The sequence below is a fragment of the Serratia sp. PL7 genome (assembly GCF_945957435.1).
Window position 1 is genome coordinate 149,264 of record NZ_CAMFLB010000004.1, and the last position, 16,753, is coordinate 166,016.

19 protein-coding genes are annotated in these 16,753 nt (G+C 59.8%); 5 read left to right on the plus strand and 14 right to left on the minus strand.

Going from position 1 to position 16,753, the window contains the following annotated elements; genetic code table 11:
- Positions 1–4: 4 nt before the first annotated feature.
- The 9 genes from N6G83_RS20905 to N6G83_RS20945 all read right to left on the minus strand — a co-directional run bounded on the left by N6G83_RS20905 (position 5) and on the right by N6G83_RS20945 (position 9,717).
- The gene (locus N6G83_RS20905) at positions 5–889 is read right to left on the minus strand and encodes a LysR family transcriptional regulator (protein ID WP_197770861.1); all 885 of its coding nucleotides are present in this window, start codon (positions 887–889) and stop codon (positions 5–7) included.
- A 27-nt stretch (positions 890–916) separates the two neighbouring features.
- Positions 917–1,609: an MgtC/SapB family protein gene (locus N6G83_RS20910; RefSeq protein ID WP_260515909.1), complete on the minus strand. Its 693-nt coding sequence runs from the start codon at positions 1,607–1,609 to the stop codon at positions 917–919.
- Between the two features lie 112 nt (positions 1,610–1,721).
- Positions 1,722–2,501 carry an ABC transporter ATP-binding protein gene (locus tag N6G83_RS20915; protein WP_197837261.1) on the minus strand — a complete coding sequence of 260 codons (780 nt, stop codon included), beginning with the start codon at positions 2,499–2,501 and terminating at the stop codon, positions 1,722–1,724.
- A gap of 585 nt (positions 2,502–3,086) precedes the next feature.
- Complete coding sequence (locus tag N6G83_RS20920; protein ID WP_060448211.1) at positions 3,087–4,157, minus strand: porin; 1,071 nt, start codon at positions 4,155–4,157, stop codon at positions 3,087–3,089.
- Positions 4,158–4,189: 32 nt separating this feature from the next.
- A complete protein-coding gene (locus N6G83_RS20925; protein ID WP_025305140.1) occupies positions 4,190–4,981 on the minus strand; it encodes an ABC transporter ATP-binding protein in 792 nt (263 codons plus the stop codon).
- Positions 4,982–4,996: 15 nt separating this feature from the next.
- On the minus strand, positions 4,997–6,718 hold the full coding sequence (locus N6G83_RS20930; protein WP_049294776.1) for an ABC transporter permease: 1,722 nt from the start codon (positions 6,716–6,718) through the stop codon (positions 4,997–4,999).
- A 482-nt stretch (positions 6,719–7,200) separates the two neighbouring features.
- Complete coding sequence (locus N6G83_RS20935; RefSeq protein WP_049207774.1) at positions 7,201–7,890, minus strand: trehalose-6-phosphate synthase; 690 nt, start codon at positions 7,888–7,890, stop codon at positions 7,201–7,203.
- A gap of 13 nt (positions 7,891–7,903) precedes the next feature.
- The gene (locus N6G83_RS20940) at positions 7,904–8,314 is read right to left on the minus strand and encodes a GNAT family N-acetyltransferase (RefSeq protein WP_049204561.1); all 411 of its coding nucleotides are present in this window, start codon (positions 8,312–8,314) and stop codon (positions 7,904–7,906) included.
- 32 nt (positions 8,315–8,346) lie between these two features.
- Positions 8,347–9,717, minus strand: a complete 1,371-nt coding sequence (locus N6G83_RS20945; protein ID WP_197837259.1) for a glutamine synthetase family protein — start codon at positions 9,715–9,717, stop codon at positions 8,347–8,349.
- 236 nt (positions 9,718–9,953) lie between these two features.
- Between N6G83_RS20945 and N6G83_RS20950 the strand changes: the two genes are divergently transcribed.
- On the plus strand, positions 9,954–10,253 hold the full coding sequence (locus N6G83_RS20950) for a hypothetical protein (protein ID WP_163966142.1): 300 nt from the start codon (positions 9,954–9,956) through the stop codon (positions 10,251–10,253).
- Between the two features lie 424 nt (positions 10,254–10,677).
- Here N6G83_RS20950 and N6G83_RS20955 read toward each other — a convergent pair whose 3' ends face one another.
- Genes N6G83_RS20955 through N6G83_RS20970 form a run of 4 tightly spaced genes read right to left on the minus strand, consistent with a single transcriptional unit; the run spans position 10,678 to position 12,347 of the window.
- Positions 10,678–11,073 (minus strand): hypothetical protein, encoded by a 396-nt coding sequence (locus N6G83_RS20955; RefSeq protein WP_025305147.1) that lies wholly within the window; start codon positions 11,071–11,073, stop codon positions 10,678–10,680.
- Complete coding sequence (locus N6G83_RS20960) at positions 11,073–11,432, minus strand: hypothetical protein (RefSeq protein ID WP_226905940.1); 360 nt, start codon at positions 11,430–11,432, stop codon at positions 11,073–11,075. The genes N6G83_RS20955 and N6G83_RS20960 overlap by 1 nt, the downstream gene beginning before the upstream one ends.
- On the minus strand, positions 11,401–11,811 hold the full coding sequence (locus N6G83_RS20965) for a putative T6SS immunity periplasmic lipoprotein (RefSeq protein WP_127146464.1): 411 nt from the start codon (positions 11,809–11,811) through the stop codon (positions 11,401–11,403). The genes N6G83_RS20960 and N6G83_RS20965 overlap by 32 nt, the downstream gene beginning before the upstream one ends.
- A complete protein-coding gene (locus tag N6G83_RS20970; protein ID WP_025305148.1) occupies positions 11,808–12,347 on the minus strand; it encodes a hypothetical protein in 540 nt (179 codons plus the stop codon). Before N6G83_RS20970 ends, N6G83_RS20965 begins: the two co-directional genes overlap by 4 nt.
- 450 nt (positions 12,348–12,797) lie before the next feature.
- Between N6G83_RS20970 and N6G83_RS20975 the strand changes: the two genes are divergently transcribed.
- The gene (locus N6G83_RS20975; protein WP_025305149.1) at positions 12,798–13,097 is read left to right on the plus strand and encodes a helix-turn-helix domain-containing protein; all 300 of its coding nucleotides are present in this window, start codon (positions 12,798–12,800) and stop codon (positions 13,095–13,097) included.
- Here N6G83_RS20975 and N6G83_RS20980 read toward each other — a convergent pair.
- Positions 13,087–14,004, minus strand: coding sequence for a LysR family transcriptional regulator (locus tag N6G83_RS20980; protein ID WP_049272489.1), 918 nt, complete (start codon positions 14,002–14,004; stop codon positions 13,087–13,089). The two genes, N6G83_RS20975 and N6G83_RS20980, sit on opposite strands and share 11 nt — an antisense overlap.
- A gap of 168 nt (positions 14,005–14,172) precedes the next feature.
- On the opposite strand from N6G83_RS20980, the gene N6G83_RS20985 reads away from it, so the two are divergent.
- The 3 genes from N6G83_RS20985 to N6G83_RS20995 are packed head-to-tail and all read left to right on the plus strand — an operon-like array spanning position 14,173 to position 16,735.
- Positions 14,173–14,871, plus strand: a complete 699-nt coding sequence (locus N6G83_RS20985) for a CoA transferase subunit A (protein ID WP_004933280.1) — start codon at positions 14,173–14,175, stop codon at positions 14,869–14,871.
- A gap of 11 nt (positions 14,872–14,882) precedes the next feature.
- Positions 14,883–15,536: a CoA transferase subunit B gene (locus tag N6G83_RS20990; RefSeq protein WP_019453268.1), complete on the plus strand. Its 654-nt coding sequence runs from the start codon at positions 14,883–14,885 to the stop codon at positions 15,534–15,536.
- A gap of 14 nt (positions 15,537–15,550) precedes the next feature.
- Positions 15,551–16,735 (plus strand): acetyl-CoA C-acetyltransferase, encoded by a 1,185-nt coding sequence (locus tag N6G83_RS20995; RefSeq protein ID WP_197837258.1) that lies wholly within the window; start codon positions 15,551–15,553, stop codon positions 16,733–16,735.
- The last annotated feature ends 18 nt before the right edge of the window (positions 16,736–16,753 follow it).

The window sequence follows — 16,753 nt, forward strand, 5'->3', positions numbered from 1 at the left end:
GCGTTCAACCCGTTTGCAGGGTTTGCAGCAGGTGGATAAAGGCGGCGCTGAGCGGCGGCGTGGCCGGCTCATGGCGGGTAAAGACGTAAAAGCGCGCGCTGATGTCGATCTCGTGCGTCGGGATTTTCTGCAGGTGCAGCTGCGGGGCGTAGTGCGCGACCACCCGATCGCTCAGCAGCGCGATATAGCCCTGCTGCCTGACCAGGCACCAGGTCGCCAGAAAGGAGTCGGTCTCGACGATCTGGCCGTGCGGCGTGTAACGCTCGGCGATCTCGCGGATGGCGGCGTGCCCCACCGAGCAGGAGCGCGGCACCACCCATTTGGCTTCGGCCGGCGGCTGCCCGGCGGCGGTCAGGTCGCCCCCTTGATAGAGCGAGAAGCGCTCGCTCTTCAGCGCCTGCATGGCCAGATCGGCGCCGCCCGCCGCGCCGTTCAGGCTGCTGACCGCCAAATCCAGCTCGCAGTTTCGCAGCCGGGCCAGCAGGCCTTCCGGGCCGTCTTCCACCACCGTCACCCGGGTATGCGGGTAGCGGCGGTTGAAGCCTTCGAGCACCTGGGGCAGGTAGCACAGCAGCGGATCGACGCTCATCCCCACCCGCAGGCGCTTCTCGCCGCCGGCGCTCAGGCCGCGCAGCTCGTCAAACGCGCTGAGCAACTGATTGGTGGCGGCGTCTATCCGCCGGTAAAACAGCTCGCCGACCGCCGTCAGGCGCACGCCGCGGTTGCTGCGCTCCAGCAGCCGCGCGCCGATGGACATTTCCAGCTCTTTGAGCACCCGGCTTAGCGTCGGTTGCGAGACGGCCAGTTTTTTCGCGGCATCGTGCAAACTTCCGCAGTGAACGATGTCTTTGAACATCGTCAGATGAGCCAGTTTTGGCATGGTTTTCATGGTGGATCTCCCTGGAAGTGAACGGCATTAGCCGGAGCCGGCGATGCGGCTGTAATAGGCCTGTTTCATCATGCTGTCGTTCAGCAGTTTATTGATGGTCTGGTCGAGCACCGGCGTGGTGACAGAGGCCGGCATCAGCGTGGCGGTGATCTCCACGTCGTCGTCGCCAAAGGGTTCGATATCCAGATGCGAGATAAAGCAGTTTTCTCCTTGCAGCACCTGTTTGAATTTGGCCAGCGCTTCACGCTGCTCATGCTCGAAGGCAATGACGCAAATCTGGTAGGTGGATTCGCCGTTAACGTCATTGAAGGGCTGTTTGTTGACCATATTGACCAGCGGGCGCAGCAGGGTGTTGGCGGCGAGCACGAACAGCGTGGCGGCCAGCGCATCGCCGTACAGGCCGCAGCCGGCGCAGGCGCCGACCGCCGCGGAGCCCCAGAGCGTGGCGGCGGTGTTCAGGCCGCGGATGTTCATCCCTTCTTTCATGATGGCCCCGGCGCCGAGAAAGCCGACGCCGGAGACCACGTAGGAGATGACCCGCACCGCGCCGCCGCTGCCGTCGATGGTCATGGCCAGGTGGACGAAGATCGCCGCGCTGGTGGCCACCAGCGTATTGGTGCGCAGCCCGGCGGTGCGCTGGCGGAATTGTCTTTCGTAGCCGATGGCGGCGCCCAGGACGGACGCGGTCAGCAGCGTCAGCAGTATATGAATGAAATGCATGATAATAACTCGATGTATTATCCGCTTATCATGAGCCACCCGTGGCGGGGTAACTCTTGATAAACAGGTAGTTAAGTTGGCGGGGCTCCGTCCCGCCAGTCCAGGGCGGCGCTCAGTGCGCGGCGGCGATCTGCCGGCTGAGCGCCTCGCTGATTTTGTCCGTCAGCGGCTGCATCCCCTCGCGGGTGCGCGCCTCGCGGCGCTGCGTGATGTGATAGCAGCCGTCGAGGGTGCCGGCGCCCAGCAGGAGGATGCGGTCAGACATCATCACTGCCTCCTCTACGCTGTGGGTGACCAGCACGATGGAGCGGGTTTTGATCTGGCGCGTGCTCCAGATCCGCAGCAGATCGCTGCGCAGGTGTTCGCCGGTATAGACGTCCAGCGCGGAAAAGGGCTCGTCCAGCAACAGCAGCATCGGTTCTACCGCCAGCGCGCGCGCAAAGCCGACCCGCTGGCGCATGCCGCCGGAAAGCTCGCGCGGGTAGGCGTCGCGGTAGGGCGCGAGACCGACCAGATCGAGCATTTTCAGCGTCTGGGTTTCGACCACCTGCGGCGGCAGATCCTGCGCCTGCAGCCCGAAGGCGATATTTTGATAGACGTTCAGCCACGGGAAAATGGCGAAGGTCTGGAACACCATGTTGATCTGCGGATTCGGCCCCGAGACTTTTTTATCCCTCAGCATCACGGTGCCCAGATCCGGCGCGATCAGGCCGGAAAGTATGCGCAGCAGGGTGGATTTGCCCGAGCCGGACTGCCCCAAAATGCTGACGACCTCGTTATCGTAGAGGCGCAGGTTGATTTCATTCAGCACCAGGCGTTTTTCTTTACCGGTAGGCTGAACGCTTTTGCTGACGTTATTAACCGTCAGCAACGTGGTTTTTTTTACCATCATGATGTTTCTCCACTCAATTAAAAATATGAGCATGGAAAAATGACCGATAGTTATCGCCGCGCAGGGGTAAAATAAATGCGGGTGCAAATAATCCTGAGCGTTATCGGACTGTTAATAAGCGTATGCTGGAAGGATTAGCCTGTCAGGCGCGCCGGAGCGGCGTACGCGGAGGCCATGTGCTGAAGGGGTAAAGCGAAGGGATGTGGTAACTGACGCATATCCTGACACTTTCAGGATGCAATGGGATGACTATTGCTCCTGTTACCTCAGCGATTCCAACAATAAAATAAACAACCAACTGTCGCCGTCCATATCATTCCCCCGTTATTTTTCGTGTGGCCATAATACGCGTGCCATAGCCTGTGATTCAATGTGGTTACGCCGAATTATGGCGGCAAAATGTAATTTAATATGAATGCGGGAAAGATTTTCTTTATTCATTAAACGGGGCGTAAACAGAAAGCGCGATAATGAATATAGGCGTTATTTTATGGAAATATAAACCTGAATTAAACGAGAGAATAACAGGGCGGGCGCAAGACAAATAATGAACCGGCCGCAGCGCGCGCTGCGGCCGGTATCGGGTCAGAACTGATACATGATGCCGGTTTCGACAATGTCGTCGGCGCCGGCGCCGACGGCGTTCTGCCGTTGCAGCAGGTTGAGCTTGTACTCCACGTAGGTCGACATATTGGCGTTGAAGCTGTAGTTCAGCGCCAGATCCAGGTATTTGACCAGATCGGCGTCGCCGATGCCGGGCAGGTTACGGCCGCGCGTTTGCAGGTAGGCTACCGAGGGCGTGACGCCGGAATCGAAGTGATACTGCGCGACCGCCTCGACGGCGTCCGCGCGGGGGGCGAAGCCGGCGTAGCGATCGCCGTCGACGTAGGTCATGTTCTCAGTGCGCGCGTAGCTGGCCGCCAGGTAGAGGTTGTCCTGGTCGTATTTCAGCCCCAGGGTCCAGGCCCGGGCGCGATCGCCGTCAGCCAGGCCGAAGCGCTGTTGCGCCAGCGTGCGCGCAGAGTTGGCGTAGGCGCCGCCAACGTTGAGCCCCACGCCGGTGTCGTAGGTGGCGGAAAAGGCGTAGCCATCGCCGTTTTGCGTCTGGATATCCTTCGCCCTTTGAGCGTCGTCCCCCCGATTCTTCCCCTGATATTGCAGGCCGAGATCCAGGCCGCCCAGGCTGCGGTTGTGGTAGGTCAGCAGGCCGTTGGCGCGGCCGGTCATAAAGTTGTCGGCCGCTTCGTAGCTGTCGTTGCCGAATTCAGGCAGCACGTCCGTCCAGCCGGCCACGTCATACAGCAGGCCGTAGTTGCGGCCGTAGTCCAGGCTGCCCCAGCGGCCGAACGTCAGCCCGGCGAAGCCCAGCCGGGTATAGCTATTGCCCGGCCCGGCGCTTTCCGGCTGATCGAGCCCCGCCTGATATTCCCATTGGCCATACCCTGTCAGCCCGTCGGCGATCTGCGTCTCGCCTTTGAAACCGAAGCGGGTATAGGAGCGGTCGCCGTTATTGTCGGCGTCGCTGCTGAAGTAATGCACGCCGTTCAGCTGGCCGTACAGATCCAGTTTATTGCCGTCTTTATTGATGATTTCCGCGCCGGCGGCGGCGGCCGGCAGCAGGATGATCAGCGTCATCAGCACGCTTTTATGGTTCATTTCAGTTCCCCAAGTGGATGAAAACAGGGCCGTTAACCGGCCGATTGCGCTTGCGCGATTTTTTTGTATAGGCAGCTGCGGATCCGATCGGTGAGGTGCCGCAGGCTTTCCCGGTTGCGCGCCGCACGCGGGATATTGACGCTGAATTCGTCATCGATCCGTTTGCTGGTCGCGTCCAGGATCAGCACCCGATCGGACATCAGCACCGCCTCTTCGACGTCGTGGGTCACCATCACCATGGCGCGCGTGCGCAGCCGGTTGTCTCCCCACAGCGCCAGCAGATCGCTGCGTAGTTTTTGCGCGGTAAAGATATCGAGGGCGGAGAAGGGCTCGTCCAGCAGCAAGACATCGGGCTCTACCGCCAACGCCCGGGCGAAGCCCACGCGCTGGCGCATGCCGCCCGAGAGCTCGCGCGGCCAGGCGTGCTCATAGCCGGTCAGGCCCACCAGGCGCAGCAGCGCCCCCAGCCGCTCGGCGATCGTCTGCGGCGGCAGCCGTTGCGCCAGCAGCCCGAAGGCGATGTTGTCGTACACCGTTAGCCAGGGATAGAGCGCGTAGGACTGAAACACCATGCCGGCGTTCGCGCTCGGGCCATTGATCGGTTTGCCCGCCAGGGTGAGCGTGCCGCTGTCCGGCGGGATCAGCCCGGCCAGCATGCGCAGCAGCGTGGACTTACCCGAACCGGATTGCCCCAGAATGGTGACGAACTCGCCGGCGTGCACGGTCAGCGACACGTCGCGCAGCACGGGGGTGGGGCGCTTGTTTTCGCCGATAAACGTCTTGTTCAGCCGGCGGGCGCTGATAATTACCTCTTGAGTCAGCATGTTGTTCCCCCTTGATCAGTCATATTTGAATTTGGTTTCCGCGATGCGATACAGCGGTTGCCAGACGAAGATGATGCACAGCGCCACCAGCGCACACATGGCGGCGCAGCCCAGCGCAGACTCCGGGTTCTTACCGGCGTCGGTGACGACGGAAATGAACGCACCCAGCCCGGTGGCGCTGAGGGTGGTGCTGCCCCACTGGATCACTTCGGCGGCGATGGCGCTGTTCCAGGCGCCGCCGGCGGCGGAGATGATGCCGGTCACGATGTAGGGGAAAATTGCCGGCAGCATGTAGTAGCGCCACCAGCGGAAACGGCGCAGCCCGAAGGTTTCGCTGACCTCGGTGATCTGCGTCGGAATGGCGGAAACGCCGGCGATCACGTTGAACAACACGTACCACTGGGTGCCCAGCATGATCATCGGGATGGCCCACCAGCCGAGATCCTGATGATAAATGGCGATAAAGGCGGCGATCAGCGGGTAGAAAATGTTGGGCGGAATGGCCGCCAGGATCTGGATGATCGGCTGGAAGATCTTCACCAGCCGTGGATTCATGCCGATCCACACCCCCAGCGGCGTGAAGATAGCCACGCTAAGTAGCATGGCCGCGGCCACGCGCGCGGTGGTGAGCAGCATCCATTCCGGCAGCATGGCGAAGTACTGTTTGGGGAAGTATTCCCACAGCCGGTAACCGAACCAGACGCAGGCCAGCACCACGCCGAGATACCACAGGCTGCGCCACAGCCAATTGCCTTTGGCGGCGAGGCGAAACAGGCGGTGCAGGCCGAGGGCGTACCACAGCCGCGGCAGCTTGAACAGCCACAGGTCAGCCAGCGCGCGCAGCGTGCGGCCGAGCGCCGCGCCGACGTGCGAGAAGGCCAGGCTGTTGTAAAACCACGGATTGCCGAGTGGGCGATTGGCGGTGACGTCTTCGTATTTGAAGCGGGCGGTGTAACGCACCAGCGGGCGGAAAACCAGCTGATCGAGCAGCACGATGTTGGCGGCCAGCGCGACGATCGCATACAGGATCGCCGGCACGTTCTGCTGCGCCAGCGCTTCGGCGATATAGGAGCCGACGCCGGGCAGTTCGACCGAGCGATCGCCGACCGGAATGGCTTCGGAGGCCACCAGGGCGAACCAGGCGGCGGATTGCGACACCATGGCGTTCCACAGCAGGCCCGGCACCGAATAGATGAATTCCAGCCGCCAGAAGCGTTGCCACGGGTTGTAATTGAAGCTGCGGGCGGCTTCATCCAGCTCCTTGGGCACGATGCGCAGCGTCTGATACAGCGTCAGCATCATGTTCCAGGCCTGGCCGGTAAACACCGCGAAGATGGCGGTGCACTCCAGCCCCATCACGCTGTGCGGGTAGAGATTGAGAAAGTACACGGTCGTGAAGGTCAGGAACCCCACCAGCGGCACCGACTCCATAAAGTTGACGAAGGGCAGGATCACCCGGCGCAGCGGCGCATAGCGCGCGGCCAGCACGGCGAATACCACAGAAAACAGCAGCGACCAGGCCATGCCGAGGAGAAAACGCATGCTGGTTCTGAGCGAATAATAAAGCAGGTTCCAGGCATCGAGACTAATGGCAGAGACGTTTTGTTCATTGAAGTCGCCGTGCATGTCGCCCCACGCGCGAATAAAAAAGGCAATGAAGAAAACGCCGATGGCGATAACGATAAAGTCATTTAAATAAGACTTTCTGAAAATAGATGTACCCCGGTTATTTTGCATAACGCAATACCTTATTTTTCCCATAAGAAATCCGTCGCCGCTCGGGTAATAGGCCCGGCGACACCAGATAAATACCGCTGTAGCGGTTGAGACAGACGTTGTTTTCGCAGCGGGGCGATGGGCGGGCAGGCAGAGCGGGAAAGGCCGTCAGAAGGGGAGCGGTTGCCGCATTCCGTATCTTTCAGAATGCAACGTGGATGGCATTACTGAAAGGTGCCCAATAGCATTAGCATAAAACTAAAACTTTCATCGCCCATAAGGCCCTCCTCGGTTTAAATATGGCCCGGAGAGGGTAATGTGTTTTGCTGATAAAAAGCAATTGGCGGCGTAGGGTTTTTACGGTTGATATGTAACAGGATGAATATTTATTTTTTAATCGCTATATTCAGAAAGTGAAATAACCTATTTTGATGGCGGTAAATACGGTGAAAATAAATCACGGCGAAATAAAACGGCGCGCCTGAATACCGCGCGCCGTAACATTAATAAACCTGCCTGCCGTTGATGCCGGCGGGGAAAATGCCGGTGGCGAACAGATGCCCGTTGGCCTGGATCTGATCGTCGGGCAGCATCTCCAGCGGGAATTCGCCCGCCAGGCAGCTGAGAAAGGCGTTGCGATCGTCGGTGGTGGTAAAACCGATCAAATCGTAGAACAGCAGCGACGCGATCAGCTGGCGATGTTCCGGGATGCGCCGCAGCAGCGCCGCCGACGGAAACGGCAGGTGGAAGAAGAACGCGCAGGCGTTCAGCAGCCCCTGTTCCTTCAGCGCCTGCGCGCAGGGCAGCAGCTGGTAGTCGTCGATGCAGACGATGTCGCCCGGGCACAGGTGTTCGCAGGCGATATCGGCGAAACGGCGGTTCAGCTGCCGGTAGGCGCGGTAGTTTTCCGGCGTGAAGTGCGCCTTCTCCGGCTGGTTGTGGAACACCGGCCACAGGCCGTCGTGGTAGTAGCCCTGATAGTGGCGGCGGAACTCTTCGATCGACAACGGGAAGGTCACCTGATCATAACCGGCACGTTGGCGGCAACTGATCGGGCGCTGCGCGAAATTCTGCACGTCGCCGTTCCAGCCGAGCCACAGCCCCGGTTCGGCGTCGGCCGCCAGCGTCTGGCCGGCGCAGGCCAGATCCTTGCCGTCGCACTGCTTGTTGGAAATCAGCACCAAACGAGACATGAGGGGCTCCTTATCAGTGAAGGGCACGCAGGGCGTGCGCCGAACCATCGGCGCGCCAGGGCGCTTGCAGAGCGGGCAGCGTGACGCGCAGGCCGCGCAAAGCCGGGTGCGCAAGGCAGCAGCGCGTCAGCCAGCTTCCCAGCCCGACGCCGCGGTACTCGGCGCTGACGAACAGTTCGCTCACCGAGGCGAAGGTGGCGTAGTCGGTCACCATGCGGGCGAAACCGAGCAGGTGGCGCTTGCGGTATAGCCCGAAGCACAGGCCGTGGTGTACCAGGCGCTCCGCCGTCGCCCGATCCTGCAGGCTGAGGAAACGCTGGATCGCGTCGATATCCAACAACTGCCGATCGGTGCTGATATGAAAAACGCCTTTGCGCCAGCAGAGCAGCGGCTGCACGGACGCCCGTTGCGGTTGCATGTTCATGATTATCCTTCGGTTAACGAATCGGAGGTCGGTTACAGCATCCAGCCGAGTTCGGCGGCGGTGACCTGTTCCTCGAAGCGGCGCAGCTCGGCGCTTTTGCAGGTGTGCCACAGGGTACAGAACGCCGGGCCGAGCAGCTCACGCAGCGGATCGCTGTGGCGGAACAGCGCCAGCGCCTCCTGCTGGCCGAGCGGCAAGGGCGCGGCGTTATCGCTCTCGCAGCCGTTGGCGGCGGGCGGCAGCGGCAGCGGGTGTTCCAGCCCGTGCAACAGGCCGCCGAGCATCACCGCCAGCGCCAGATAAGGGTTGGCGTCGGCGCCGGCCAGGCGGTATTCGATACGCTGGTTGGCGCTGTCGGCGCAGGGCAGGCGCAGCGCCACCGTGCGGTTGTTGTGGCCCCAGGAGGCGCGCAGCGGCACGTGCATGCCGGGGCGGAAGCGGCGGAACGCGTTGATGTTGGGCGCCAGGATCGCCATCGATGCCGGCATCAGCGCCAGCATGCCCGCCATCGCCTGCTGCATGTTATCGCTCAGTTCGCCCGGCGCGCCGGTCAGCAGGTTCTCGCCGTGCTCGTCCTGCAAGCTGATATGGAAATGTAGCCCGCTGCCGGCGGCGTGGGCGCAGGGCTTGGCCATAAAGCAGGCGTGCTGGTGATGCTGCTCGGCAATCTGCCGCGTCAGGCGCTTTAGCGCCATGATCTGGTCGCAGGCTTCCAGCACGCGCCGGCTGTGATGCAGATTCAGCTCGTATTGGCCGGAGGCGGCTTCGGCCACCACGCCGGTCAGCGGCAGGCTCTGCAGCCGCGCGTGCCGTTCAATGTCGCTCAGCAGCGCATGGTGGCGCTTGGGCGCATCCACCGCGAAGCTCTGCGTCGGGCAGGCTTCCGCCTCGGCGGGGCGCTGCGGATCCTGCAGGTAGAACTCCAGTTCGGCCGCCACCACCGGGAAGCAGTTGCGCTCGTGCAGGCGCTTCAGCACCCGTTGCAGCACCACGCGCGGCTCCAGCTCGCAGGCGCCGCCGTCGGCGTTTTGCATCGTCAGCAGCAGCTGGGCGTGGCGTTCGGGATCGCGCGCGCAGGGGCGCAGCGTGCCGGGCACCGGCAGGCATAGCCGATCCGGCTCGCCCGCCCGTTGCCCCAGCCCGCTTTCTTCAATCACCCGGCCGTGCAGATCCAGGGCGTAGATCGACAGCGGGAAGTAGCAGCCTTTTTCCAGGCCAAAGGCTTCGGCGATCGGCAGGCGCTTGCCGCGCAGCTGGCCGTTCAGATCGTGCAGATAAATATCCAACTGTTCGGTATCCGGATAGCGCTGCAGGTAGTGTTCCAGCTCTTTGCGGAAGGTGCGCGTCGGCGATGCGGGCAGCTCCGCCAGCAGAGGATTGAAGCCGATGATATTAGCATGCATGGCGCGCTCCAGAACGAAGACCGGTCACGGCCAGAGGCAGGGATAAACGCATGAGACAACTCTCTTGTGAGGCCATAGCGGCGATGTGAAAAGGGTATCTGCGGCGGCAAAAACTGTCTGTAAAAACGCCGTAACGTTAACGGGGCGCGGAATAAAAATGCCGTAAAGAGCGCGGCGGGCTGGCCGGGTCGGCACGGTCTATACTGGCGAGATGGGCCGTAGAAGGAGAGATAACGATGAAGAGAATAGGGCTGCTTATCGCCGCGCTGGCCGCGTTCCACGCCACCGCGTCTTCCCCACAGGCGTGGGCCGAGAGCGAGCGGGCGATGCGCGCCGCCTGCCTGAAAGCCAGCGGGCTAAAAAACGCCAGGGTGGAAGGGGCGATCGTTCACTACGGTGATGACGTCGGCTATTCGGCGCTGTTTATCGGTGGGCGCTACCCGCAGCCGTTTATGAAAAACCAGCCGGGCAGGGAGCTGTGCTTATATCAGCGCGCCACGCAGAAGGCGGCGGTGCAGGCGGTGGAGGGGGATTAGACCGACTTCAGGAGATAGTTCAGGAGACACATGATGATTAAGAGTGCTCCTTGTAACATTAATAATCTGAAATCATTACGGATCCAATTTTTTAACCTTGGTGATGAAGCTGCTCGAACGAAATCGTAGGTTTTGGGACTTAGCCAAACGTTGCGAGTCAGTTTTAATTTCCGGTTGTTCAAAATCCAACGAAACCACTGGGCTTTTAGTGAAACACCGATGAAGTTAAGGTTGTCCGCTATCACGACAAAAAGTGGAACAGGGTGTTTACTCACCACATAGTGTTGATAAAAGAGATCAAACTCTTTTTTATGAAGTCGATAGTAAATAAATTGGATAATAGCGATAAGAAGGAAAAGAAAGAATAGTAATACCACTAAGAGTTTTATCTCTTTTATGTAAGACTCAATATAATTGATCATTTTTATACGCTGATTTTGATGAGATAAATAAAAATACAGCCCACGGTGGTAATAATGGCTTCTACGAGCAAAAGTATAAAGTCCATCGCCAGCCACTTCTGTAGCTCAGGAGAGGCGGTTTTTTGCACGAAATCGTAGGTTTTCGCATCGAGCCAAACTTGATCCCTTATTTTTATTTTTTTCCTTTTCAGAATCCAAAGAAACCACTGTGCTTTCAATGAGGTTCCAAGCATGCCGAGGCTATCGGCAAAGGCGACGTAGGGCGGAATAAAATGTCCGCTGCCAGCGTAACGTTGATAGAAAGCATCAAACTCTTTTTTATGGCGACGGTAACCAATGAACTGGATGAAGGCGCTTAAAACCAGCAATATCAAACACGATATGACGATAAATTTCATCATTCACCTACCACTAACGTCGTCAAATAATCGGAACCCATGCCACCCAGTGTGGATCCTGCTGCGCCGCCTATAGCGGCTCCAGCGATACCACAAACGATCGCACCTGTTCCTGCTGTTGCTGCACCTAACACAATTGAACAGGCTGCAATCGCAAGACCTGCACCTGCATTCCCTACCCAAATCCCCGCCGCAGTACTTGCCGCAAAATGACTGTATCCCTTCACCGCGATCTTGGCGCACTCCTGTTCGCGACCGGTGGTGCAGGCCAGGTTCTGGCTCACGCTCTCGATCGGAGAATCATCTGAAAATACAACGATGGGTAGCTTAATGATCGCTACGTAATAGTGTCTTTCCATTACGCTCGATGCTCAAAGTAAAGGTTCTCATGTATTTACGCCTTTCCGTATCGTTATTCATCGAGACGCCGAGCAAGACCGAGTATTCTCCCGCAGCCCAGTTTACCTGCGGATAAGTGACGCATTGCCCTGGTTTCAGGTCAGGCAACGGAGTGACTTCTGGTGAGGTCCAGACGATATGCCATTGCCGTTGTTCCTGTCGTGAGACGATCACTCCCCGGTTTTGCAGGCTGTCGCCGCTGCGAACACTGTTGATAGGCACTGCAAAGCAAGGTTGGTTGTCTTTTAGTGAGACATCCAACGGATGGTACCAGGGTTGAGTGGATTGACAGCCGTTCAGTAGCAGTGCGCACAGTAACGAGAGATAAAGTCTTATCATGACAAGGTGTTCCGGTTCTTTGGATTGTTCAGGAAAGCTCGCAATACCCATTCATAGCGTTTTTTGATGTCTGGCCCAATAATGCCGCTGTAGTTGGTGATTACTTGAAAGCCATTGCGTCCGAATTTAGTTAGGTAGAAATAGTCAGCAATGATACTTGCCTGTGCCTCCATTCCATAATCGGATAGAAGATGATAATTGGGCAAGGAATACTGATAGGAAACCGCCCAACTAGCCAACCCGCGCAGGCGTACGTTCATGCCTAATTGATATTGCCAGACATGCGCCATTTCATGGATAAACCAATGCTGATCGTAGGCGTTTGCCGTGGCAAAGTCTTCTTGAAAGTGTTTGGGCATAAAATAGAGCGTGCCATTTGGTGTTACGGCCGTATCTTCATGCTGTAAGCCGAAGGGGAAATAGCTGCCGTTATGGACGCGAACGCGGGAGTAATCGACAGCATTTTTGTAGAGCAGCCTAGCCAATGTGATTTCACCGGCCGTAAGTTTTCTGGCGTTTCCTTGAGTTGTGGCCATGGTTTTAATCCGTTAAAACATGAAAAAAACACCATAGCGAAAGTTCAGACATGATTAACCCACTTTGTCACAATCTTTTGCGTTCGCTCACAAGATGGAAAGGCAAATGGATGTTGGGTGCAATCTATTGATTGATATGAAAAATGATTTTATTTCTTTTATATATATTCAAAAATAAAAACGCCGGGTTGCGTGCTTTATTACCTCGCCAAATCCGCATGTTTTCTTCTCTGGCCGATACTGATGCCGCTGTTCCCGTCTCTCGTCGCATCCCCTGTTCAAGCTGCAAGGCAATCACTACTTTTTTTTCGAGTTGCCAGGCAAAACGCCAATGGCGGTCTGGAGAAAATTATATATTCCGGTCTATCGTCTTGTCATAGATTGTAATCTATAATCAGGCGATGCCATGTGGACGGTAATGACAACGAAAGAGTTTACAAGGAGTAACCCATGAGCACCTTAAAGCAACTGCTGGCCTCCCGCACCGCGGAGAGCCGCCGGTGCATCGAGGAAATGGCCGAAGAGATGCTGTTTGAAGCACACCTGCACCAGCTGCGGGAAGCGCTGAATATTTCCCAACAGGAATTGGCGAAAACGCTGGGCATTTCCCAGCCTTCGGTCGCGGCCATCGAAGGGCGCGGCAATGAACTGAAGATTTCGACCCTGAAACGCTACGTGGAAGCGATGGGCGGCACGTTGCGCCTGGACGTTGAGCTGCCGGGCGGCAAGCACGTCGGGTTTACGGTTTAAGCGCAGGCTGCCCGCCACTCCCCGCCATTTCTCGTTCGATCACCGTCGCCAGCGCCTGCGCGGCGGAAGAGAGTTGGTGCTGCGCCAGGCGGATCAGGCCCACGCGCCGTTCGATGATCGGGCCGATCAGCGGCACGCAGACCGCCCCCAGCTCATCCATCTGTTTCTCGCACAGCGCCGGCACCGCGCTGGCACCGAGGCCATTGGCCACCATGCGCCCGACCGTCACCAACTGGTGGCTTTCAAACGCCACCTCCAGCGTTCGCCCGCTGCGGGCCAGCTCCTGCTCCAGCAGCAGCCGCACCGCCGATGGCCGCTGCAGGGTGATGAAATCCAGCGTCAGCAGCTCCTTCCAGCTCACCTGCGCCTTGCGCGCCAGCGCCGAATCCTTCGGCACCACCGCCAGAAAGCGATCGCGGCACAGCGGGGTGAAGTGCAGGGTGTCGCTCGGCTCCGGCTCGAAGGCGATGCCCATCTCTACCCGCCCTTCGCGGATCATTTCAAACACCTGTTCGTTGATGACGTCATGCACCGCCACGTTGATGCCGGCATAGCGATCGCGAAACGCCTTGAGGATCGGCGGCAGCGGGTTGCCGGCGAACGACGGCATGGCGGCGATCGCCACCTTGCCCATCTGCAGGGTGAAGCGCTGACGCATCGCCTCTTCCGCGTTGTCCCAATCCGCCAGCAGCTGGCGCGCCATCGGGAAGAAGGTTTCCCCCTCCGGCGTCAGCGTCACCCGGCGGGTGGTGCGCAGCAGCAGCGGCCCGCCCAGCGCGTCTTCCAGCCCACGGATCGCCAGGCTGAGCGCCGGCTGAGAAATATTCAGCCGCTCGCTGGCCTGGGCGAAATTCAGAGTGTGAGCTACCGCTAAAAACGCACGTAACTGTTTGATGCTCATTTTCATTTTGGTTGGCGTTAACTCTTTGTTAATTGTCGGTTAACGGGTGATTAATAAAAATTCTAAATGAATGCGGCATAAAAACAAAATTAACAAATCATTTTTGTGACCTGAAGATGCCCTCACGTAAGCCAGGGCATTTCGCCCTGCGCCGCAACATGCAGGGGCAACGATATGGCAGGGCTCGACAAACGCGTCGGCAGCTACCAGGAAGCGCTGGCAGGCCTGACGGACAACATGACGGTGCTGGCGGGCGGCTTTGGCCTGTGCGGCATCCCGGAGAATCTGATCGAAGAGATCCGCCGGCGCGGCGTGCGCGGGTTGACGGTGGTTTCCAACAACTGCGGCGTCGACGGGTTCGGCCTCGGGCGGCTGCTGGAAACCCATCAGATCCGCAAGGTGGTGGGATCTTACGTCGGTGAAAACGCGCTGTTCGAGCAGCAGGCGCTCAGCGGCGAGCTGGAGGTGGATCTCACGCCGCAGGGCACGCTGGCGGAGAAGATCCGCGCCGGCGGCGCCGGTATCCCGGCATTCTTCACCGCCACCGGTTACGGCACGCCGATCGCCGAAGGCAAAGAGGTGCGCGAGTTCAACGGCCGCCCCTACATCATGGAAACCGCTATCACCGGCGATTTCGCCATCGTGAAAGGCTGGAAGGCCGATCACTTCGGCAACGTCATCTACCGCCACACCGCACAGAACTTCAATCCGCTGATGGCGACCGCCGGGCGTATCACGGTGGTGGAAGTGGAAGAGATCGTCGCGCCGGGCGAGCTGGATCCGGCGGCGATCCACACCCCAGGCATTTACGTCGATCGGCTGATCCAGGGCACCTTCGAGAAGCGTATCGAACAACGCACCCTGCGGGCATAAGGAGAATTCGCATGCTTACCCGTGAACAAATGGCGCAGCGCGTGGCGCAAGAGCTGAGGGACGGTTACTACGTCAACCTGGGCATCGGCATTCCGACGCTGGTGGCCAACTACGTGCCGGCGGGCATGGACGTGATGCTGCAGTCGGAAAACGGCCTGCTGGGGATGGGCGAGTTCCCGACCGAGCAGCAGCTGGACGCCGACATGATCAACGCCGGCAAGCAGACGGTCACCGCGCGCCTCGGCGCGTCGATCTTCGATTCGGCGCAGTCGTTCGCCATGATCCGCGGCGGCCACGTCGATCTGACCGTGCTGGGGGCGTTTGAAGTGGACGTCGAGGGCAACATCGCCTCGTGGATGATCCCCGGCAAGATGGTCAAGGGCATGGGCGGCGCGATGGATCTGGTGGCGGGGGCGGAGAACATCATCGTGGTGATGACCCACGCCTCGAAGGGCGGCGAGTCCAAGCTGCTGCCGCGCTGCACGCTGCCGCTGACCGGGGCCAACTGCATCCGCAAAGTATTGACCGATCTGGCCTATCTGGAAATAGAAGACGGCGCCTTCGTGCTGCGCGAACGCGCGCCCGGCGTCAGCGTGGCGGAGATTGTCGCCAAAACCGCCGGCCGGCTGATCGTGCCGGAGCAAGTGCCGGAAATGCGTTTCTGAAACGGGAGGTGAATGTGCAACAACGTGAAGTGGTGATCGTGGCGGCGACGCGCACGCCGGTCGGCAGTTTTCACGGCGCGCTGGCGCCGCTGACGGCGGTGGAACTGGGCACGGCGGCGGTGCAGGGGCTGCTGGCGCAAAGCGGCGTGGCGCCGCAGCAGATCGATGAAGTGATCCTCGGCCAGGTGCTGACCGCCGGCTGCGGGCAGAATCCGGCGCGCCAGACCGCGCTGAACGCCGGACTGCCGTTTACGACGCCGGCGCTGACCATCAACAAAGTGTGCGGCTCCGGTTTGAAGGCGGTGCATCTGGCGGTGCAGGCGATCCGCAGCGGTGACGCCGATGCGGTGATCGCCGGTGGCCAGGAGAGCATGAGCCGGTCGCCTTACCTGATGGCCGGTGCGCGCGCCGGCCTGCGCCTCGGTCACGCGCAGATGATGGACAGCGTGATCCACGATGGCCTGTGGGACGCGTTCAACGACTACCACATGGGCATCACCGCCGAGAACCTGGCGGAGAAATACGCCATCAGCAGAGAAGAACAAGACAGGTTCGCGCTGCGCTCGCAGCAGAAGGCGCAGGCGGCGCAGCAGGCCGGGCGTTTCGCGCAGGAGATCACGCCGGTGACGGTGCCGCAGCCGAAGGGCGAAGCGCTGCGGGTAGAGCGCGACGAACAGCCGCGCGACACCAGCCTGGAGGCGCTGGCGCGGCTGCGCCCGGCGTTTCGCAAAGAGGGGACGGTGACCGCCGGCAATGCCTCATCGCTCAACGACGGCGCCGCCGTGGTGTTGCTGATGAGCGCGGAAAAAGCCGCAGCGCTGCGTTTGCCGGTGCTGGCGCGCATCGCCGGTTACGCCTCGTCGGGCGTCGATCCGGCGATCATGGGCATCGGCCCGGCGCCGGCCGCGCGCCGCTGCCTGGAAAAAGCCGGTTGGCGGCTGGAGGAGGTCGATCTGATCGAAGCCAACGAAGCCTTCGCCGCGCAGGCGCTGGCGGTGGGCAAAGAACTGGGCTGGGAGGCGGAGCGGGTGAACGTCAACGGCGGAGCGATCGCGCTGGGGCATCCGATCGGCGCGTCCGGCTGCCGCATTTTGGTGTCGCTGCTGTACGAAATGCAGCGCCGCGAGGTGAACAAGGGGCTGGCGATGCTGTGCATCGGCGGCGGGCAGGGCGTGGCGCTGGCGGTAGAGCGCCCGTAAACAACCGAGGAGGGCACG